Source organism: Alteromonas sp. ABH4_452 (assembly GCF_056311825.1).
On the sequence record NZ_CM149973.1, the window covers coordinates 689,564 to 710,267 of the forward strand.

The window sequence follows — 20,704 nt, forward strand, 5'->3', positions numbered from 1 at the left end:
ACTATGAAAAACGTCAATGACAGCTCTGCGGTAGCGTATGCAAGCGTACCTACTCAGCACAACTACAACGGCGGCGTGTTCCCTGAAATAGTCGTGAACAATGAAAGCTGTTCCACTGTAGAGGAAACGGTTGCTTTTGTTAAAGCGAATCAGGCAGAACTTGAAGCAAAACTTGCTAAATCTGGTGCGCTGCTGTTTAGAGGGTTTCCTCTAGATTCAGCAGAGACCTTTGACGTTTTTTCAGCAGGCTTCGGCTATCCTAACTTTACTTATCAAGAGTCGCTGTCCAACGCGGTGCGTATTAACTACACCGAACGAGTATTTACCGCTAACGAAGCACCTAAAGATGTAGAGATTTTTCTTCATCACGAAATGGCTCAAACACCTATTTCTCCAAGTAAGCTTTTCTTCTTTTGTAAAACTGCAGCAGATGAGGGCGGTGCTACGCCGTTGTGTCGTTCAGACAAACTGTTTGAAGCATTGAAAGCGGAAAGCCCCGAACTGGCAAGGGACTTTAAAGAAAAAGGTCTGAAGTACACCACTACCATGCCTGCAGCAAATGACATCAATTCAGGTCAAGGGCGTAGCTGGAAAAGTACATTGAGTGTTGAAACCGTAGAAGAGGGTGAAGCTAAGCTTAAAGAACTAGGTTACAGCTGGGAGTGGATGGAAGACGGTAGCTTAAAAGCTATTACGCCTGTACTTCCAGCAGTCATTGAGTTAGCTGACGGTTCTGAAGTGTTCTACAACCAGCTTATTGCAGCTTACATGGGCTGGAAAGGCGTTCGCGAGAACCCATCTTCAGCCATTACGTTTGGTGACGGCAGCGCTATCCCGAAAGAAGGGCTAGAGCGTATTGCTGAGCTTTCTGAAGACTTCACGTTTGATTTGGAGTGGCAAGACGGGGACGTGGCAATTGTCGATAACTATCGTGCGATGCACGGCCGTCGTCCCTACTCTGGCGATCGCAAGCGTGTAGTGCTTGTGGCATTGGTTGCTTCAGAGCGTTAATACCATGAATGACATAGCAGTAAAATGTAAAAACATTTGGCCTGGGCTGGGTATTGCCACCATCACGGGCATGGCGGCCTTGTTTTTAAGTGAGCACTACAATGCCCCTGCTATGTTATTCGCATTATTGTTAGGCATGGCGGTTTCGTTTTTATACCAAAACGATACGCCATGCGCTTGCGGTATCGATTTTACCGCAAGTACCTTGCTTCGCGCGGGTGTGGTTTTACTGGGCTTAAGAATAGCCCTAGGTGACCTGGCAGTGCTAGGTTGGCAAACAGCGCTCATGCTCGCTGGCGCCATTTTTACTACCATTGTTTTGGGCGTAGGCTTGGCAAAAGCGCTAGGACTTCAAAAACGCTTTGGTGCACTAACCGGCGGCTCCGTCGCTATTTGCGGTGCGTCTGCTGCGCTAGCCATCTCTACAATACTGCCAAAGGGCGAAAACCACGAGCGAGATACATTACTTACCGTTATTGGTGTAACGGCTATGTCTACTATCGCCATGGTGCTTTATCCCATAATCGCGGGGCAGTTAGGTATGACAGATACCGAAGCTGGAATCTTTCTAGGCGGTACAATTCACGATGTAGCGCAGGTAGTAGGGGCTGGTTACTCAGTGTCAGAAAGTGCGGGTGATATGGCGACCCTTACCAAGTTGGTTCGCGTTGCCATGCTCATGCCTGTGGTACTGATTATGATGCTTGTGATAAAAAGATTCTATAAAGCCAGTACTCAAGCAGAGGGCGGTGAAGTACCTAAAATGCCGCTTTTCCTCATCGGTTTTATTGCACTAATGCTGCTCAATAGTTTTGTAACGTTACCTGAATTTTTGATTGAAGCAGGTACGCAGGTTTCTCGTTTCTTTTTAGTTGTTTCCATTACGGCAATCGGTATGAAATCAAACTTAGGCAAGCTTGCCGAAGTCGGCATGCTTCCAATAGTCATGATAGTGGTTGAAACCCTTTGGATTGCACTGCTCATTCTTGGTTTTCTATACACCATGTAAAGGCATTTCATCATTTTACGGCAGCACATTTTAAACATAAGTCGATTGTACTAATAAGGTGGTCTCAGTGAAAAAACACGGTCTTCACGAACTTTATGCCAAAGACCCTGTAAAAGCCGATGAGCAGGTCTTTCAAAGAACCAGTGATAAGCTAACCCGACGAGGCTTTATCAAAGGTTTGAAATCACTGTCTTTGCTACTCGGTGCCGAAGTGGTGTACGGACAATTTATGCCAGCGGGTCTTATTCCCGCTGCATTTGCCCAAGCTGACACACCTTTTTCAATAAAAGGTAAAGATGGGTTAACCATACTCAATGACAGACCATTAAACGCAGAAACACCAGCACACCTACTGGATGATGCAGTTACTCCCGCTTCGCGCTTTTTTGTAAGAAATAACGGTATTCCCCCGCAAGCGCCAGATGCAAGCAGCTGGACGCTTACTATTGAAGGGGAGTCTGCAGCACAGTCAAAAACCTTTACCCTTGAAGAACTAAAAGCTCAATTTAAGCATTACACCTATCAGCTAACGCTTGAGTGTGGCGGAAATGGGCGTGCCGAGTTCTCACCGGCCGCTACCGGTAACCAGTGGACAACGGGAGCGGTAGGCTGCCCACGCTGGACGGGGGTAAGGCTAAACGATGTTTTAAAGGCCGTGGGTGTTAAAGATGATGCGGTTTACATTGGTTATTACGGTGACGATCAGCATTTAAGCCGAACACCGGGCAAAGCGGCTATTTCGCGAGGCGTGCCCATCGACAAAGCGATGGAGGACGAGTCGTTAATCGCGTGGGCAATGAATGATGAACCGCTTCCCTTAATGAACGGCTTCCCGCTGCGGCTTGTATTTGGTGGCTGGCCTGCATCAACGTCAGGTAAGTGGCTTAAGAAAATTGTAATTCGAGACCGCGTGCACGACGGTGCAAAAATGCTGGGTAAAGCCTATAGGATGCCGTGTAAACCTGTAGCGCCTGGCGCGAAAGTTGCCGACGAAGACATGTGTATTATTGAAGCTATGCCAGTTAAGTCGCTTATTACCTTTCCAAAGTCTGGCAGCGACCACTCTCTTAAAGAAAAGCTAACCGTTCGGGGACATGCATGGAGTGGTGAAGGCAAAATTGCCAAGGTGTTTACCTCTATTGATTTTGGCCAAACCTGGCAGCTTGCTCAGCTGAACGCACCGGCAAACAGACACGCATGGCAGCAGTTCAGCACGCAGATAAACTTCCCCCAGCAGGGCTATTACGAAGTATGGGCTAAAGCACAAGATGAGCATGGAAAATCACAGCCTATGGTGTTACCTGGATGGAATCCAAAAGGGTATTTAAACAATGCCTGTCATCGTATCGCTGTGCGTGTGGTGTAGGTATATGAGTACGAGATTTTATGTATGTTAAGTGGGGCAATTGATATGGCTAGCATAATGGTTCGATTTATTGCCCTAGTAGGAGTCCTTCATCTACCCGTTGCAGCGGCCGATATTGAGACGAATAATACGAAAAGCATGACAAATTCACCAAAAGAGCACGTGCAGCCTGCTGTGGATCCCCAGTCAGGCCTCGTAAAAGCAGAAGGATTTAACTTAGTGTTAGCCCATTGCAGTGCCTGTCACTCGACTTCTCTTATTACTCAGAATGCCATGAGCCGTGAAAGGTGGCTTGAGACTATCCGCTGGATGCAAAACACACAGAAGCTGTGGTCACTGGGTGAGGCAGAACCAACGATATTAGATTATCTATCAACCTGGTATGGCCCTAAAAAAAGCGCTCGTCGTGCGCCTCTACCACCTCATTTACTGCCTGCAAACTAAAAGCAGAGCTAATAGTTTAATTTATCCCCTCAGTTTTATAATTTTCTGCCGATAATCAAACAATAACGCTACTTCAGACTAATGGCTAAGACGATATAACCTCTGTTAGTCTGAACAAAATAACTCTATAAAAATTATTGGTAACTAAACATGTTTGTATCACGCAGCAAATTCGAAGAAAAAGAAGCGCAAGTTCAGCTACTAGAAAAGCGACTTCAAGAAACGTTAGACAGGGTGTCTTTGCTTGAAGCCGAAAATGCAGAGCTGACTGCCGCTTTAGAGATTGCTAAGCACGAAGATGTTTCATCTGCCAATGCCACAGTAGTTAAATGTCTAGTAGATTCACTGTCACAGGTTGAGGGCGTTCGCGAAACGGTTTTACATTCTTACGAACGCATTAATGCCGAGAGTCAGTCTATTGTTGATATAAATGATTTATTTAGTGAATCGGCCTCTACATTGAGCAAGATTGTATCTGACATGAGCGGCCTGAATGTTCAGATGGGAAGTATGAGCGAGCGTATTTCTGGTCTGTCTACTACAGCTGACAATATCAATAAGTTTGTAACCACTATCACCAGCATTTCTGATCAGACTAATTTACTTGCCTTAAATGCAGCGATTGAAGCGGCCCGTGCAGGTGATGCTGGACGAGGCTTTAGTGTTGTAGCTGACGAGGTAAGAGCACTGGCAACTGAGACAAATAAGTCTGCTACAGAAGTATCAGAGCTTGTAAACGGTATTATCCAATCAACATCGAAAGCGGTGTCAGGTGTTAATGAACTGCGTGGTAACAATGAAGAGTTAGAAACAGGCATTAACCAGCTTAATAGCAGTTACGAGACTATGGTTCAACATTGCGACAGCATGAAGACCACCATTAGCGAAGGCGCAATGGCTACGTTCATTCAAACTGTAAAATTAGATCACGTGGTGTGGAAAGCAGGGGTTTATGAGGTGCTCTGTGGCTTCAGTAACAAATCAGCAGCTGACTTTAGCGATCACGTAAGTTGTCGTTTAGGACAATGGTATAATGAAAATTCAACTAATCCTATCGGTCAGACGACAGCCTTTAGAGAGATTGAAGCGCCGCATGCAAAAGTGCATAGTAGTGGTGTTGCAGCAATAAAAGCAAAACAAGCGGGTAATATTGCTGAGGCAGATGCAAAACTTATAGAAATGGAACAGGCGAGCGAGCGTGTAATGATGCTTCTTGATCGCTTGGCCGGTTAAAACTATCAAGCGCTGAAGCACACAAAATAAAGCGTGCTCTTATAATTGACGGGCACGCACAATGGAGGGCTTTTAGGTGAGTGAAACATCGTATTCCACCGAAAACGAACGCATTCGTGCGCTTGAAGCCCGTGTTAATTCGCTAGAGCGACAGCTTAAGCGTCAAAAGATTGCACGTAAAAACGCTGAATCTTTCTTAGAAACTTATTCGCAAGATGCCTATTTAGCCAATCAGGCATTACGCAAAGCACTCAAAGACTCTAAACAGAGGGAGCGAGAGCTTCTTTACCTTAATCGAACAGCATCCCAACTTACTCAAGCAACATCCGGAGAAAGTTACATATTTTCGGCCCTTGAATCTGCCGTAGAGTTTAGCGGTGCGTTTTGCGGCAAAGCTTTTACCGTAAGAGATGGCGAACTCATCATTGGTAACGATGACAGCGTGCTGGTTCAGGGGCAGGGCTGGATTACGTCACCCACGTTAGCGCAATTTATCAAGCAGGAAACACCATTAGATTTACGAGAAAGCTATTCCCACTGGTGTGTTAGTGCAGTAATACAGCCTGAAACAGAAAAAGAGTCTCGCTTACTTCACTTTATGCATGAAATGTCGAAAGGGGAATATACGTGGTTAGTATTGTTGACCAAAGACGATAACCTAGAAGAAGAAACGCTTTACGTTTTAGATACCACAAAGCACTACCTCAACATCACCTCTCGATACCAAAATAAGAAAAGTGAACTAAATACTAGGCAACGAGAACTGAGTAACGTGAAAAAGGATCGGGACTTCCTTGAAGAAAGATTGGTCAGTGCAGATAAGATGGCCATGCTAGGTCAGCTAGCCGCAGGTATCGCCCATGAAATTAACAACCCTATTGGTTATGTGCGAAGTAATACTGTCGTTGCAAAAGATATCTTTAACGACTATCAGCGTGCGCTTGAGGAAATAGGTAACCTTTGTAAAGACGCTGGTGGTGACGTTGCAGCGCATTTTATGGCGCTTGAAAAGCGTTTTTCGCTTAAAGACAGTGCAACCGAAATTGCGGAAATGTTTGATGAGTCTCATGAAGGTATAGAGCGTATTATCGAAATCGTGAAAGCGTTAAGAAGTTTTTCTTATCCGGGTTCGGGCAAGCATTCCGAAATTAGCGCTATCGAAGCCATGAATACAGCGATTAAGCTTACCAACAATTTGCATCGTTATCGCAATACAGTGCGCTTTGAAGTACCAGAGGAAGATGCTTTCTTTAACGGCAACTCAGGACAAATTCAGCAGGTGCTTGTCAACTTTTTAACCAATGCGATATATGCCACACCTGAAGGGAAAGGCATAACGCTAAAAGTACAGAAGGAGGGTGGCAGTGCCTGTCTCATCGTTGAAGACGAGGGTAGAGGCATGTCAAAAGAAACGCTCAGCAAGGTTTTTACACCTTTCTTCACAACTAAACCACCAGGCGAGGGCACCGGGCTGGGTATGTCAATTTCTATGACCATTGTCGAGGAGCATAATGGCAGGATTGATATTGTAAGTGCTGAAGGCAGAGGCACAAAAGTGTCTGTTGTATTGCCACTGGTCTAAAGTATAGAGTGCTTTTTTAACTCACTGATAAAATGTAAAATTTCTCTAATTTTTTGCTTAAGCTAGACAGCGGCTGTTTATGTTCTAGTCTTATGAGAAAGCAAAGATTCTCTGCTTTAAGGACGAACGCTTTGCAAAATGGAGAAAGTATTCAATGAGAAATAACCAGCCTGTTACCCAAAAAGAGTATAAATTTCCCCCTCACTACCGCCTTATTTCATCCACCGACAAACGTGGTGTTATTCAACATTGTAATAGTGAGTTTGTGGAAGCAAGTGGCTTTACCCGCGAAGAATTAATAGGCAAAAACCATAATTTAATTCGTCACCCCGATATGCCAGCCCCCGTGTTTAAGGAAATGTGGCGTACTTTAGAGTCTGGACAAAGCTGGCTGGGATTAGTAAAAAACAGAAGGAAGAATGGCGATCACTACTGGGTTTCGGCATTCGTGACTCCCGTTTATGAAGGTAAAACAATTGTGGGGTACGAGTCTGTTCGAGTTCCTGCGTTAAATGATGAAATTGCCAGAGCTACAAAGGTTTATGAAAGAATAAGAGAAGGCAAATCGCCAGTATCGCCAGCGGTTCGCCTTATACAAATGCTTTCGCATTTAGCTCCATCATTAATACTCAGTGCGCTAATGGTTTTGATCTTGGCGTTTACACATGGCGCTGTTGCTGCTGGCATAGCGCTACTCGGCGCTATTATTTTAATGTTGGCTCAACAAACTAAAGCCAAAAAAGATTGGCACGGACTACTTGCGCTTAGCCCTGAAAGCTACGCAAATGAAACGGTGTCACAAACCTACTTCCCAGATCCACCACATATAAGCCAAGCTAAACTCGCGCTAGGCTGTGAACTTGCTAGAAATCGCACGGCATTAACCCGAATTAAAGATGCATCAACAGGTCTTGAGAACATAGCTAATACAACCCACCATCAGGCAGAAAGTACTAGCGCCGCCGTTGTACAGCAAAACCAAGCTACTCAGCAAATAGCGTCTGCCGTGACGCAAATGAGTCAGGCTATCCAAGAAGTGGCTGAGCGAGTTGAAGGAAATGCGAAAAGCGCAAAAACAGCCGCAGCTAATGTAGAAACAGGTAACCAAAAAGCTGAACAAGCCATGCAGGCAATTGTTGCTTTGCGCGAGGCGGTAGAGTCAATTTCAACAACGGTAACTGAGCTCGCTCAGTCAACCAGTGATATAGGTGAAGCGGCCAATATTATATCCACCATTGCCGAGCAAACTAACCTACTTGCGCTTAATGCTGCCATTGAAGCAGCTCGGGCAGGTGAGCAGGGAAGGGGGTTTGCAGTTGTTGCCGATGAAGTACGTACATTGGCTTCTAAAACCCGTGAATCAACCGATAAAATTCATAATATCATCAGTGAATTGGCTGAGCGTTCCGATCGCGCTGTGCGGGTATCCACAGAAGGGCTAGCTTCAGCAGAGCACGGCAGCATAATTGTGGAAGAAACCCGAGGTGCATTATTTGAAATAAATAACGCGGTGAAAGGTATTGCTGATGCTACGGTAGAGATGTCTTCTGCTGTAGAAGAACAAAGTACGGTGGCAGAACATATTAATCAACAGTTGGTTGAAGTGGCTGATGGCGCGTCTGAAACTCAGCGCTCCTCTGAGGCATCGCTAGCAGCGAGCCACGATTTACGCGCTACGGTAAATCAAGTTCACGAGCTTATTTTGCGCTTCAGTACAGACAAGCGGGTAGGAGAGTAGCCCTCTCCCCCCGTGTGGGCTTCGTCTAGTTCGTATTGAGCCCAGCATGTAGGCCGCGTTTATAGGCGGCAACGGCTGGGAACAGCGAAACCAAGTAGGTGCACCCCAATATAAGTAAAATGATAATAACGCTGCTTTGCCCAAACAGCGGACTACTTAAAAACAATCCATAGGTACTGCTTAACCAGGGTTTTAGTATGCTCATAAGCCCTGCTACTAAGCCTAAACTCAGTGCGGCACTCACAATTGTAAGCAGCATAGCTTCAATTTGTATGAGTAGCAGTAAGGTAAATGGCCCTGCTCCTATGGTACGTAAAACAGCGATTTCTTGATAACGCTCACGCATAGTTGCAAGTAGCATAGTCGCTAACCCAATTAGCGCGCAAATGACGATAAGACCGGAAAGACCAAGCAATAGCGACTCTACATTTCCCATAATTTGCCAAAGCTCAGCGAGCGCCATACCCGGTAGTATCGCCATAAGCGGCTCTTTTTTACTTTGGTTGATTTGATACTGCAGCTGTAGCGCTGTAACGCGATGTTTTAGCCCAAGCATCACCACAGATACTGACTCAGGCGTAAACGCTTCGCTGTTGTACGTCTCATGTTCACCGGTATGCTCGCCGTGCTCGTGCTCGTGCTCGTGCTCGTGCTCGTGCTCGTGCTCGTCTTCGATGGTTTTATTACTCGATTTACGGCCTAACATTGAGGTGGGCGAATGCTTAGGCCCTGTGTGGGCCTCTTCAAGTCCCTGCAAGGTGACATACACAGCCTTATCCACCGGGGTGCCTGTTTTATCTAAAATGCCGGAAATAGTAAAAGGGTGATCGTCGTGATTATTGAATGAGACACTGCCTAAGCCGTGAGAAATAATAATCTCATCACCCACTTCATATCCCAATGATTCCGCTATATCAGCACCAACTACCGTAGATAGCGGCTGTGTAAATGTCGCTCCATCAGATAATTTTAGTGACTGCATGTCACCGTATTTAAAGTGTTCAAAGAAGCTGTTGGTCGTACCTACCACTCTAAAGCCTCGGTGAGTATCACCTAAAGAAAGTGGAATGAGCCACGAGACCTGTTCGTTGGATTTAAGCGATGCAACACTCGTATATTCAATGCCCTTAGTGGGTGTTCCTATATTAAACACCGACGACAATAGCAGGTTAAGCTGGCCGCTCGGTGCGCCGACAATAAGGTCAACACCTGACACTGTACGCGTAAAGCTGGTTTTCACTTGGCTGCGAATTATATCAACGCATAAAAGCAAACTAATGCTGATGGTAATGCTTAACAGCGTAAGTATTGCCGTTGTTTTTCTGCGCTTTAGACTTTCAATAGCAATAGTACTTAGCATTACGCACGCTCCTGTGCTTGCTCAATGCCACCGAATGAGGATATTGCATGGTTCGAGCTTGGGCTCAATTCACTAATACTGCAATGACGGTCAAAATAGCTCTCCATGGCTTTATCATGGCTAACGAAAATCATTGTGCTCTTACCTGCAACCTCTTTTAACAGCGACATAAAGCTATCTCGCGCATCGCTATCTAACGCCGAAGTAGGTTCATCGACAATTAATAGCTGTGGGTCATTAATGAGCGCTCGGACTATAGCTACCCGCTGCTGTTGGCCAATACTCAAAGCATCTGCCTTCGCATGTAGTACCTGTGAAGGTAGCTGTAGCTTGTCGAGTAAATGGAGAAGTTTATCTTCTCCCGCCGTTTTAGTTGTTTTACTACTTGCGAAGTACACCGCAGCGTTAATATTTTGCGCCACAGAAAGATACGGAATAAGGTTGAACTGCTGAAAGACAACGCCAATATTGCGTGCTCTAAACTTGTCTCGCTGACGGTTTGATAAAGAAGAGAAAGGCTGCGACAACAAAGTTATGTTGCCTTGGGTGGGTGTCAAAGTACCGCATAACAAATTAAGCAAAGTACTCTTTCCGCTACCCGAAGGGCCTGATAGAAAAACATGTTCACCTTGTGGCACCTGCCATGCTTTTATATCAATGACGGGCGGGCTTTCTTTACTGTACGAAAACTGTAAATTGTTTACTTCAATTGCTGGGTTGCACTCTTCTATCAATGCGTTGTGCTTTTCAGACACTGCGTTGCGCTGGGAATGAGTGCTATTGTTTTTATTGATGGTATTCACGCTAAGCCCGACCTGTATTTACGTCTTATATTCACATTAGCAAAGGCGGTACCTTGTTTCTTATTTGTTTTCCTACTTATTCAATCAGCTAGAAGCAAGTAAAGAACATAGCACCGCTTAAAAGTGATGTTATCAAATAACATCACTTTGCAAAGACATGTTATCAGAACTTACGCATTTAAAGCGGCAGTTGCTCTCACTTATTGTTCATCATAACGATATAGAGGGCGAGTTGAGCTACATTATCAGCCGTTGGCCTGCAGCTTTACTACTTCTGCGCTTTCATCTTCTAATACGCTTTCTGCTGTAGCGCCTTTAAATATTTTGCCGACTTTATCTTTGTTTTTCGCCAGCATGATTGTGAGTTCTTCAACCACGCTATCGTCTAGCTTAATGCCTTTAGCATGAATATATTCAGCGAGGTTATCTGCTGCATCAAGCATCTTATCGAACTGATCCGCTTCTTTTTTGTCGGTAGTTACCAATTTTTCTACCCCTTTGTGCGTAACAACATACTGTGTGGTAATGGCCATGGTAGGTCCCCTGTTTATTAAAGACACAAAAACTGTACAGTAAAATACTGTATAAATAAACAGTTATTCGAAAATATTCTTGTCATTATCGGTAACATTGCCGCTGATTATACTTTAGTGTAGTTTGGCTGCTTCATGTACGCTTGGATTCAAAGTCCTCGAAAACCGTAAATTAGTAATTTATTTCGGCGTCCGACACACCTGGAACAGTAGAATTGTCGCGTTCATAAGCACGCGCTCGAAAAAAGGAACTCTAAAGTTATGGTAGTGAGTGAAGCTGTTCAACAAGATATTCAGGCTATCGATGCAATCGAAGCAGTCCCTCATATAATGCAAATATTGGCCAGTAGCTTAGATTTGCGTTTCATCTGTGTTGCGAGAGTCACCGAAGAAGCATGGACAATGTGTGCCGTATTAGATAATGCAGAATTTGGTCTAACGCCTGGCGATCATTTGGAGATTGAAACTACCTTTTGTAGAACCGTAAGAGCCAGCAAAAAACAGATAGTGATTAATCATGCTTCTGCTGATAGTGAATATTGTGATAATCCCATTCCTATTATGTATGGTTTTGAAAGTTATTTCTCCTACCCTATCTACGATGCAAATGGTGACTTTTTTGGAACGCTTTGCGGCCTAGACCCAGAACCTAGAGAGTTACGTAACGAGCTTGTTCACGGGCAAATTAGCGCTTTCGCTAAACTTATATCTAGTCAAATTTTATTAAAAGACCAGATGGAGCGTTCACAGGCTCAGCTAACCGATGCAAGAAATATTGCCCGCCTTCAAGAGCAGTATATTGCTATTTTAGGTCACGATATTCGGACCCCTTTATCTTCCATTCAAATTGGTATCAGCTTTCTTGACGACATAATAAAAGACAGTCAAATAGCCAGTACGGTTCAAGTACCTGTATTCAAAGCTGTATCGAGAATGAAGAATAGTGTGCAGAGGATGACGCGTTTAATTGAAGATGCTATGGACTTTACTTATAGCCGTATGGGCGAGGGGCTACCTGTGAAAATGGCAGAGGCAACCAGTTTAGCGCAACAATTGAATTACACGGCTGAAGAGCTAGCTTCTGCTTACCCTAATTGTACTATCAGAACACATATCGATATTACCGAGCAGTTGGTCTGTGACGAAAAACGGGTGTGTCAGCTTTTATCTAACTTATTGAAAAACGCTCTGGTTCACGGCGACCAAGCGCATCCGGTATATGTGAAAGTCATCACCAACCGAAACGATTTCATTCTCAGCGTGCAAAATAGCGGTACACCAATATCTGATGATGCTAAGGCGCGTCTTTTTCAGCCTTTCTGGCGTAAAGAAAGCAGTGCAAAAAACGACGGGCTAGGGTTGGGGTTATTTATCGCATCAGAAATTGCAAGGGCGCACCAAGGTTCGTTGAGCGTGACTTCTGATTTTAACGGCACAGAATTTACCCTTTGCTTTCCTTTAACCCGTGTTTCTTCTCTTCCATTTGAAAGCGTTTCGCAATAACCGCGAAGCGCGATTGATACAAGCACTGTCAATACGAGCTCTGTCAATAATAGTTAGCGCAAAAATAATCGCCAAAGTTGATTAATGCTTGTGCAACGATGTTTGTGTGCGTATAATGCGCGCCCTTACAGCCATCCCAATTCGTTCCTTGTCTCCATACAGTCGGCTGTACTGTCGAGGCTACAACCGTAAGGAGCTATAATGCGTCATTACGAAATCGTATTTATGGTTCACCCTGATCAGAGTGAACAAGTACCTGGTATGATCGAGCGTTATACTACTATCCTAAAGCAAGACGGTGGTCAGATTCATCGTTTAGAAGATTGGGGCCGTCGTCAACTGGCTTACCCAATTGAAAAGCTGCACAAAGCCCACTACGTACTAATCAATGCTGAAGCGTCTGCAGAAGCTGTTGATGAATTGGAAAATGCTTTCCGTTTCAACGACGTGATCCTACGTAACATGGTTATGCGCACTAAGACTGCTGTGACTGAGCCTTCTCCAATGATGAAAGAAGAGCCTCGTCGTGAGCGTCGTGACGATTCTGCTCCTCGCCAAGATCGCGCGGAAAAGAAAACTGAAACCACTGAAGACAACGCTTAAGGAGATCACCCATGGCTCGTTTTTTCAGACGTCGTAAGTTCTGCCGTTTCACTGCAGAAGGTGTGACTGAGATTGATTACAAAGATATCGCTACTCTTAAGAACTACATCACTGAGAGCGGTAAAATTGTCCCTAGCCGTATTACTGGTACAAGCGCAAAATATCAGCGTCAGCTGTCTTCTGCGATCAAGCGCGCACGTTTCCTTGCGTTGCTTCCGTACACTGATTCACACAAGTAATTTGGCGAATATAAGGGTTAGCTAAGATGAATATCATCCTACTAGATAAAATCGCCAACCTTGGCGGCCTGGGCGACCAAGTGACTGTTAAGTCTGGTTACGCTCGTAACTTCCTTTTCCCACAGGGTAAAGCGGTTCCTGCAACTAAAGACAACGTTGAAAAGTTTGAAGCACGTCGTGCTGAACTTGAAGCGAAAATTGCTGAGCAACTAGCTGCTGCTAACGCACGCGCTGAAAAAGTTGCTGAGCTTGCTGAAGTTACAATCGCAGCTCCTGCTGGTGACGAAGGTAAACTATTTGGCTCTGTTGGTACTCGTGACATCGCTGATGCAATCACTGCAGCTGGCGTTGAAGTACAAAAAGCAGAAGTTAAACTACCTACTGGTACTCTTCGTGAGACTGGTGAGTATGACATCGACTTACAACTTCACTCTGACGTTATCACTTCAATCAAAGTGATCATCATTGCTGAAGCGTAATCGCTGACGTATTTTAAGAAAGCCGCTCCTAGAGCGGCTTTTTTTTGCTCTAAATTTTTGTTCGATACTTAAGAACAATACCAATCCGTATAGATAATTGCCCACCCAGAAGGTGCTGGCAAGTTTAAAATATCCCTACCCTCACTCCACGTCGCGACGCCTAATTAACGGTGGGTGTAAGCAAATATGTCCAGTGCCGACAAATGGCGTATTTTTGAGGTCCACTCATCTGCGATAAATAACGTTTTTTAAACGGTATTTAAACAAAATGTTAATAATCGCTGAAATTCTTAGTGTCATGGCTTTAAACTTTTTCTGTCATTCCTGCGACCTATAGTAAACCAAACAATAAAAAGCATAAGTGCCATCTTATGGACATCACTAAGCAAGCAATAAAAAACGCGACTGGGGTAGGTATCGGAATAACGCTACTGGTATTTTTAGGTCTATATAGCCTGTTTAATTTACCGGTACAGCTATTTCCTGACATCGAACGCCCCAATATTAACATCCAGACCTCTTGGCGCGCTGCGTCGCCCCAAGAGATTGAGTCGGAAATTATTGAGCCTCAAGAGGAAGTGCTGCAGGGAATTCCAGGCCTTGAGTCGATGAATGCATGGGCAAACCAAGGCAACGCGTGGATAAACCTAGAGTTTGGTTTAGATACGGACATGCAGAAAACGCTTATTGAAGTGATTAGCCGCATGAACCGTGTGCCGCCACTACCTCGCGATGCACTATCGCCGAATATTATGCTTGCTGGAAGTGGGGGAGACGCGCCCGCTTTGACCTACTTTTTTCTTCAGCGCCTACCGGGCAATCCAAACGAAATTAATACCTATGTCACCTTTTTTACTGATGTCATTAAACCTCAGCTTGAATCTATCCCGGGTGTTGCAAGAGCGCGTATGGAAAGCGGGGTTGGCGGCGTCGAGGAGTTTCAAATTGTTTTCGACCCGTTTAAAGCGGCGCAGTTAGGCATTGACCTAACGGCAGTCGCTAACGAGTTGGGTCGTGCGAATGATATTTCAGGCGGCTTTGTCGATGTGGGTAGAAGACGCTATACCCTGCGTTTTGAAGGTCGTTACGAGCCTAAGCAAATGGGTGAAATGATCCTTGAATGGCGAGATGGTAGCCCAATTACTCTAAATGACATCGCCGAAATTAAAATCACCCGCGCTGACGGTGCAAACTACAGTGTGCAAAACGGCAATCCGGCTATCTCTATTCGCGTAGACAGACAAAACAACGCCAATGTTCTTGCTACCTTAGAAGCCGTAAAAGCAAAAGTAGCGCAAATAAACGAGCAGGACTTGGCCCCTGAACAGTTGGTGATGGCGCAAAGCTTCGATGCCTCAGTATTTATCTATAGAGCGGTGCAGCTAGTTACCAGCAATTTGTTTATAGGCGTGCTGCTTGCTATTGCCGTGCTTTGGCTCTTTATGCGCCAGCTGCGGGCAACGCTCATTGTGGCATTGGCCATTCCTATCTCACTACTTAGCACTTTTGTGGTGCTTCAGATTACTGGTCGCTCGCTCAATATCATTTCGTTAGCAGGACTCGCCTTTGCGGTAGGTATGGTGCTAGATGCCGCGATTGTCGTGCTGGAAAACATTGTAAGAACGCGCAAGAGCGCCGAAACCGTAGTCGACAATAACAACCCAAATTCACAAACGCACATGGAGGATTGTGCCCATCGGGGAACGAGGGAAGTTTTTGGTGCCCTCATGGCGTCAACAGCCACCACCGTTGCCATTTTTATTCCCGTCATGTTTTTGGAAGATGTTGAAGGGCAATTGTTTGCTGACCTCGCTCTTACCATTGCCATTGCAGTGTGTATGTCGCTAGTGGTTGCGGTAACGGTATTGCCTGTCGTTGCCGCTAGATACCTTAATGGCAACATGCCAGCTGATAGCTTACAGCGGGTATGGGCTAAGATAACCCACGCTATTATGTCGCTATCAAGCACGCCGCTTCGCCGCCTTGTATTAGTCATAACGCTCATGGGCGTGCCTATTACAGGTAGTGTTTTGCTTATGCCTTCCATGGATTATTTGCCGCCCGTAAAACGCGATGCCGTTGACGCCTTCTTAAGTTTGCCTGCAGGTGCCAGTGAAAACTTTATTAGTGAAGAAGTGATGCCAATTATCGTTGAGCGACTGCAGCCCTATATGGACGGAGAAAAGCAGCCAGCGCTTAAGAACTACTACATTATTACGTGGCCAAATGGCGGAAATTTAGGCGTGCGCGCTAAAGATCAGTCTAAGGTCAAAGAGTTAGAAGCCATTGTTCGCGATGAAATTTTAAAGGATTTGCCGGATACTCAAACCTTTTCACAACAAGGCAATTTGTTTGGTGGCTTTGGAAACGGTCGGTCAATCGACATTCATCTACAAGGCACCGATCAGGCCATGCTCGGCATTGCTGCTCAGGCAGGTTTAGACAAATTGAGAGAAGTTTTCCCTAACGCTAATGCGCGTTCGAATCCCCCACTAGAGCAAGCCGAACCCGAGCTACGCTTTTACCCTAATGATAGCCGAATGATGGAAGTCGGGTTAAATCGGGGCAGTATGGGGAACCTAGTACGTGCCATGGGTGATGGTATGTATGTGGGGGAGTATTTCGATGGCACCAAACGCATGAATATTATCTTCCGCTCAGCACCTTGGTTTACACCCGAAGACTTAAATAGCACGCCAGTCATGACGCCGTCAGGAGAGGTGGTGCAATTAGGCGAACTGGTAGGTATTGAAAGAGCGGTAGGACCAAGCCGTATTCAGCGCATTGATGGTCGAAGAACCCTTACGCTAAACGTAAATCCGCCAGAGGGTATGAGTTTAGAAGAAGCCATGAAAGTGATTACCTCTGAGGTTGAGCCCGCCATTATGGCCATGATGCCTATCGATGGCGCTATTAATTATGGAGGGAGCGCGGATAGCTTAAAAGGCGCTATTGCCTCGATGGCTGACAACTTTCTTTTTGCCATGGTGTTACTACTGCTATTAATGGCGGGGCTGTTTAAGTCGTTAAAAGACAGCGTACTGGTAGTACTTTCTATTCCGCTAGCCACGGTGGGCGGGGTGATCGCTATTCGTATCATGAACATGTTTACCTTTCAGCCCATGGACTTGCTGACCATGATTGGCTTCATTATTTTGCTCGGGCTCGTAGTAAACAACGCCATTTTGCTTGTGCATCAGACTCGCCTAGGAGAGCAAAAAGGGCTGACCCGTGACGACGCTGTAGAACAAGCCATCAAACTACGTTTACGACCTATCTTTATGAGCACGCTGACTTCAATCTTTGGCATGCTGCCGCTGCTGTTACTACCTGGTGCAGGCAGCGTTATTTACCGAGGTCTTGCGGCTGTTATTGTGGGAGGAATGACGGTGAGTACCGTATTTACCTTGCTATTACTGCCTACCTTACTGCGTATGACGGCTTCAAAGTCATCTGTAAATATACTCAGACCCTTGGCCGAGCGCATAGAGAGATCTGGCGCTTCGCCGACTACCTCATCCACCGTAAAACAAAACAAATACAACGACCATGTGTAAGGAAAAGACAACCATGAAAGCAATGACTTCTACTCTCGCCCTTAGTTTGTTTACCTTATTTGCAAGCAGTGTATCGTTGAGCGCACAAGCACAGGATAGCAATCAACCACCGCCGGTGCTGGTTCAAATAGATGAAGCAAGAGAGCAAGCGATTTCACAACTAACCTGGGTTCCTGGAACGGTACTTAGCGTTATCGATGCGAACCTAGCCTCTGAGGTAGACGGTCGCATCACTTGGATGGCAGAGGTGGGTGATGTGGTAAAAGCGGGGGAGCCTTTAGTTAAAGTCGACGATACTCGCTTAAGCATTACCCGCAATCAAAATGCCTCGAATATTGCCAGATGGCAGTCGCAGGTTGAACTGTTTACCAAACGTCTTACAAGGTACAAAAATCTTCAGGCCAGTCAAAACACGTCCAGAGGTGAGTTAGAGGAAGTGGAAGCTGACTTAGAGAATGCTAAACAAGAATTAGCGCAAGCCAAATTGGACTTAGAATTTACCGAATATCAGATTGCACAAAGCAGTATTCGTGCTCCCTTTACAGCCTTAGTGGTTGAAAGGTTGCAGTCGCCGGGTGAATACACAGGAGTAGGGCAAACCCTACTTCGCGTGGTAAACCCTGATAGCGTTGAAGTTCAGGTACGCGCACCGCTTAACGTATTACCCTATATTGCTAATGGCATGAGTGTAAGTGTTCACAATAACGTGAACCAAGTAGAAGAATCTATTCGCGCCATCGTACCGGTAGGCAACAGTACATCGCGTATGATGGAGTTACGAATTGCCATCAACCCCGGTGACTTTCCTATAGGCAGTGCAGTACGCGTGGCGTTGCCTAGCAGCGATACTCATGATGGTGTCACCATACCCCGCGACGCACTGGTACTAAGAAAGTCGGGCACCTTTATCTATCAGCTCAATGAAAATAATGAAGCGGAGCAAGTAAAGGTGACAACAGGAGTGGGCATGGGCGATAGAATTGAAGTGTTTGGCGATGTGAACCCGAAGCGTTCTGTTGTTGTGAGGGGGGCAGAGCGTTTACGTGCGGGCCAGAAAGTGCGCTACAGCGATGAGCGGAAGTCTTTGACCGCGAAAAATTGAGGAAGTGTAACAATTGTAAAAGTGCTATCCATTTAAACAAAACTTAATGAGAATGTTTCTTATTTGTAATTGTTGATTGTCAAATGGAGTTACCCTTGAAAAAGTTAGTCTTAGCTGGTGCAGTGTGCACGCTATCCAGCCCAGTAATATTCGCGCAATCCTTAGATAACCAAAACGAAGAAGCCAAGTCTATAGAGCGAGTTGCTGTGGTAGGCGCAGCAACTAACTTAAGCATTACTGCGGAAGATATTGACCAGTTTCAGGCAAATGACTTAGCGGATATTTTTAGAGAGTCGCCGTCGGTCAGCGTTGGCGGTTCAGTGGGTGTAGCACAAAAAATCTTTATTCGCGGGCTAGAAGACGCGTACTTGAATGTAACCGTAGATGGCGCGCAGCAAACCTCAACGCTGTTTCACCACATTGGTCGCGTTACTTTAGACCCTGATCTTTTAAAGCAAATTGATGTGCAGGCTGGTGCCGGCGAAGCGACAAGCGGCCCAGGTGCTATAGGCGGTTCAATTCGCTTTAAGACCAAAGATGCACAAGATTTATTAAAAGACGACGAACAATTTGGCGGCCGAGTAAAGGCGAGTTACTTCTCAAACGATGGTACCCGATATAGCGGTAGCCTTTATGGAAAGCTAAGCGACTCTTGGGGCTTACTAGGTTATTACAGCACGGTAGATAGAGATAACTTTGAAGACGGCGACGGCAATGAAGTACTAGGTACTGCCGCAGATCAAGATCTCATGTTCCTCAAAGCCAGTGGTTACATTGCGGATAATCAGTACCTTTCGATAAGCGCAGAGCAGCGCGATGAAGAGGGTGAGTTTTCGGCAAGACCAAACTGGGTAGTACTGGAAGGTGCTCCGCTTTATCCTAGTGAAGCAGAGCGGGATACCTATGTAGCGAACTACCGTTTTGACCACAGTGCGATGGTATTTTTAGAAGCTACAGCATATCAAACTTCATCGTCATTCCGTGGCGGACGTTTTGACTGGCTGTCTGAGATTGACACCTATGGGTTTGATATTAGAAATACGAGCGACGTTACTAACCACGTATTTACCTATGGTATCGATTATCGCAAAGACGAAGTAGAGAGTGGCCCAGGAACAGGCCCTGTTCAAAATGCAGAAGAAGGTAGCGTACTAGGTATCTATGCTCAGGCTCATAGCAATATCACGCCAGAGTTGTTGCTAAGTTATGGCGTACGTTATGACAATTTTGACTTCCAGCAAGAAATTCTTATTGATGACTATTACGGCACACCCGTTACCGATGAGCCATCTGGACTAGACGACAATGAACTTAGTTTTAACGTGGGTCTTGAATACCAGCTAACCGAAGCTTGGACCCTTGGCCTTGGCTACGCAGAAGCGGCGCGCGGCAAGCAAATTGGTGATGGCTTCACCCTAGATGAGTACTTATACGACGGTGAAGACGTTCCTGTTGTTGCTAGCGACGTGGTGCCTGAAACTGTTACCAATATCGAAGCGTCAATTGAATACAGCGCCAATAATCTTAACGCGCGTCTTAGCGCTTATGAGTCTACCATTGACGATGTGCTATTTAGCGGTTATCAAGGTAACTCGGTATTTAATAATATCGGCGACCTAGAATCATCTGGCGTAGAGTTTAACCTTGCGTATCGCTGGGATTCTGTTGACCTGTACTTCGGTTTCTCTAGCGTAGACGTTGAGCTGATGCCTCGTGAAGGTCTGTACAGCGTACCGTATAACAGCATCGATATTAACGGGTACGAGTTTGTTGGCTTAGGTAATAGCCGCGGCGATACCTGGGTGCTTGGTGCAGATTATACCGTAACGGCTGACATCAGCATTGGCTTCAACATTACTATGGTTGACGACATCAACATAGATACCCTTCATCAAGCCTTAGAAAATGGCTGGACTGATTCGCTTTATTCACTTAACAAAGCAGACTACACCCTAGTGGATATTTATGGCGAATGGGAAGTAACAAATGACCTTAGCCTCAACCTTGCTGTTACTAACCTGTTTGATGAAGCCTATATCGACCATTCAAGTGTGGGTGATTACAGCGAAGTATTCCCTATCGTTGTTGGCCCTCAAGAAGCTGGGCGTGATATTCGTTTGTCAGTGACTTACGATTTCTAAG

The 20,704-nt window shown here is 45.5% G+C and carries 17 protein-coding genes; 14 read left to right on the plus strand and 3 right to left on the minus strand.

Annotation, left to right across the window (positions count from 1 at the left end; all coding sequences use genetic code 11):
- The first annotated feature begins 3 nt into the window (after nt 1-3).
- The 7 genes from ACYX4N_RS02985 (at nt 4) to ACYX4N_RS03015 (ending at nt 8,383) form a co-directional block, all read left to right on the plus strand.
- Complete coding sequence (locus tag ACYX4N_RS02985; protein ID WP_205676496.1) at nt 4-1,011, plus strand: TauD/TfdA family dioxygenase; 1,008 nt, start codon at nt 4-6, stop codon at nt 1,009-1,011.
- Nucleotides 1,012-1,015: 4 nt separating this feature from the next.
- The gene (locus tag ACYX4N_RS02990) at nt 1,016-2,020 is read left to right on the plus strand and encodes a YeiH family protein (protein WP_474856576.1); all 1,005 of its coding nucleotides are present in this window, start codon (nt 1,016-1,018) and stop codon (nt 2,018-2,020) included.
- Nucleotides 2,021-2,078: 58 nt separating this feature from the next.
- On the plus strand, nt 2,079-3,386 hold the full coding sequence (locus ACYX4N_RS02995) for a sulfite oxidase (protein ID WP_474856575.1): 1,308 nt from the start codon (nt 2,079-2,081) through the stop codon (nt 3,384-3,386).
- A gap of 45 nt (nt 3,387-3,431) precedes the next feature.
- On the plus strand, nt 3,432-3,830 hold the full coding sequence (locus tag ACYX4N_RS03000) for a hypothetical protein (RefSeq protein ID WP_474856574.1): 399 nt from the start codon (nt 3,432-3,434) through the stop codon (nt 3,828-3,830).
- A 150-nt stretch (nt 3,831-3,980) separates the two neighbouring features.
- Nucleotides 3,981-5,063, plus strand: coding sequence for a methyl-accepting chemotaxis protein (locus ACYX4N_RS03005; protein WP_474856573.1), 1,083 nt, complete (start codon nt 3,981-3,983; stop codon nt 5,061-5,063).
- A 76-nt stretch (nt 5,064-5,139) separates the two neighbouring features.
- Nucleotides 5,140-6,645, plus strand: coding sequence for a sensor histidine kinase (locus ACYX4N_RS03010; RefSeq protein WP_476055569.1), 1,506 nt, complete (start codon nt 5,140-5,142; stop codon nt 6,643-6,645).
- Between the two features lie 154 nt (nt 6,646-6,799).
- Nucleotides 6,800-8,383, plus strand: a complete 1,584-nt coding sequence (locus ACYX4N_RS03015; RefSeq protein ID WP_476055570.1) for a methyl-accepting chemotaxis protein — start codon at nt 6,800-6,802, stop codon at nt 8,381-8,383.
- A gap of 25 nt (nt 8,384-8,408) precedes the next feature.
- Here the strand turns inward: ACYX4N_RS03015 and ACYX4N_RS03020 are convergent, their stop codons facing one another.
- The 3 genes from ACYX4N_RS03020 to ACYX4N_RS03030 all read right to left on the minus strand — a co-directional run bounded on the left by ACYX4N_RS03020 (nt 8,409) and on the right by ACYX4N_RS03030 (nt 11,079).
- On the minus strand, nt 8,409-9,743 hold the full coding sequence (locus tag ACYX4N_RS03020; RefSeq protein ID WP_476055571.1) for an ABC transporter permease: 1,335 nt from the start codon (nt 9,741-9,743) through the stop codon (nt 8,409-8,411).
- A complete protein-coding gene (locus ACYX4N_RS03025; RefSeq protein WP_476055572.1) occupies nt 9,743-10,546 on the minus strand; it encodes an ABC transporter ATP-binding protein in 804 nt (267 codons plus the stop codon). The genes ACYX4N_RS03020 and ACYX4N_RS03025 overlap by 1 nt, the downstream gene beginning before the upstream one ends.
- Nucleotides 10,547-10,791: 245 nt before the next feature.
- Complete coding sequence (locus ACYX4N_RS03030) at nt 10,792-11,079, minus strand: YebG family protein (RefSeq protein ID WP_476055573.1); 288 nt, start codon at nt 11,077-11,079, stop codon at nt 10,792-10,794.
- A gap of 267 nt (nt 11,080-11,346) precedes the next feature.
- Between ACYX4N_RS03030 and ACYX4N_RS03035 the strand changes: the two genes are divergently transcribed.
- The 7 genes from ACYX4N_RS03035 (at nt 11,347) to ACYX4N_RS03065 (ending at nt 20,703) form a co-directional block, all read left to right on the plus strand.
- Nucleotides 11,347-12,582 carry a GAF domain-containing sensor histidine kinase gene (locus ACYX4N_RS03035; protein ID WP_474856781.1) on the plus strand — a complete coding sequence of 412 codons (1,236 nt, stop codon included), beginning with the start codon at nt 11,347-11,349 and terminating at the stop codon, nt 12,580-12,582.
- A gap of 201 nt (nt 12,583-12,783) precedes the next feature.
- Nucleotides 12,784-13,185: a 30S ribosomal protein S6 gene (gene rpsF, locus ACYX4N_RS03040; protein ID WP_014951120.1), complete on the plus strand. Its 402-nt coding sequence runs from the start codon at nt 12,784-12,786 to the stop codon at nt 13,183-13,185.
- An 11-nt stretch (nt 13,186-13,196) separates the two neighbouring features.
- Nucleotides 13,197-13,424 (plus strand): 30S ribosomal protein S18, encoded by a 228-nt coding sequence (gene rpsR, locus ACYX4N_RS03045; RefSeq protein WP_012519954.1) that lies wholly within the window; start codon nt 13,197-13,199, stop codon nt 13,422-13,424.
- A gap of 26 nt (nt 13,425-13,450) precedes the next feature.
- Entirely contained in the window at nt 13,451-13,903 is a 453-nt protein-coding gene (gene rplI, locus ACYX4N_RS03050; RefSeq protein WP_012519953.1) for a 50S ribosomal protein L9, read from the plus strand.
- A gap of 371 nt (nt 13,904-14,274) precedes the next feature.
- On the plus strand, nt 14,275-17,460 hold the full coding sequence (locus tag ACYX4N_RS03055) for an efflux RND transporter permease subunit (RefSeq protein ID WP_474856568.1): 3,186 nt from the start codon (nt 14,275-14,277) through the stop codon (nt 17,458-17,460).
- Nucleotides 17,461-17,473: 13 nt separating this feature from the next.
- The gene (locus ACYX4N_RS03060) at nt 17,474-18,562 is read left to right on the plus strand and encodes an efflux RND transporter periplasmic adaptor subunit (protein ID WP_476055574.1); all 1,089 of its coding nucleotides are present in this window, start codon (nt 17,474-17,476) and stop codon (nt 18,560-18,562) included.
- A 95-nt stretch (nt 18,563-18,657) separates the two neighbouring features.
- On the plus strand, nt 18,658-20,703 hold the full coding sequence (locus ACYX4N_RS03065; RefSeq protein ID WP_476055575.1) for a TonB-dependent receptor: 2,046 nt from the start codon (nt 18,658-18,660) through the stop codon (nt 20,701-20,703).
- Nucleotide 20,704 lies beyond the last annotated feature (1 nt).

What these genes read in the sequence shown, in the direction of transcription:
- rplI (WP_012519953.1), top strand. Translation starts at nt 13,451, where the DNA reads ATGAATATCATCCTACTAGATAAAATCGCCAACCTTGGCGGCCTGGGC.
- ACYX4N_RS03020 (WP_476055571.1), bottom strand. Translation starts at nt 9,743, where the DNA reads ATGCTAAGTACTATTGCTATTGAAAGTCTAAAGCGCAGAAAAACAACG.
- rpsF (WP_014951120.1), top strand. Translation starts at nt 12,784, where the DNA reads ATGCGTCATTACGAAATCGTATTTATGGTTCACCCTGATCAGAGTGAA.
- ACYX4N_RS03015 (WP_476055570.1), top strand. Translation starts at nt 6,800, where the DNA reads ATGAGAAATAACCAGCCTGTTACCCAAAAAGAGTATAAATTTCCCCCT.
- ACYX4N_RS03000 (WP_474856574.1), top strand. Translation starts at nt 3,432, where the DNA reads ATGGCTAGCATAATGGTTCGATTTATTGCCCTAGTAGGAGTCCTTCAT.
- ACYX4N_RS02990 (WP_474856576.1), top strand. Translation starts at nt 1,016, where the DNA reads ATGAATGACATAGCAGTAAAATGTAAAAACATTTGGCCTGGGCTGGGT.
- ACYX4N_RS03030 (WP_476055573.1), bottom strand. Translation starts at nt 11,079, where the DNA reads ATGGCCATTACCACACAGTATGTTGTTACGCACAAAGGGGTAGAAAAA.
- rpsR (WP_012519954.1), top strand. Translation starts at nt 13,197, where the DNA reads ATGGCTCGTTTTTTCAGACGTCGTAAGTTCTGCCGTTTCACTGCAGAA.
- ACYX4N_RS03005 (WP_474856573.1), top strand. Translation starts at nt 3,981, where the DNA reads ATGTTTGTATCACGCAGCAAATTCGAAGAAAAAGAAGCGCAAGTTCAG.
- ACYX4N_RS02985 (WP_205676496.1), top strand. Translation starts at nt 4, where the DNA reads ATGAAAAACGTCAATGACAGCTCTGCGGTAGCGTATGCAAGCGTACCT.
- ACYX4N_RS03055 (WP_474856568.1), top strand. Translation starts at nt 14,275, where the DNA reads ATGGACATCACTAAGCAAGCAATAAAAAACGCGACTGGGGTAGGTATC.
- ACYX4N_RS03060 (WP_476055574.1), top strand. Translation starts at nt 17,474, where the DNA reads ATGAAAGCAATGACTTCTACTCTCGCCCTTAGTTTGTTTACCTTATTT.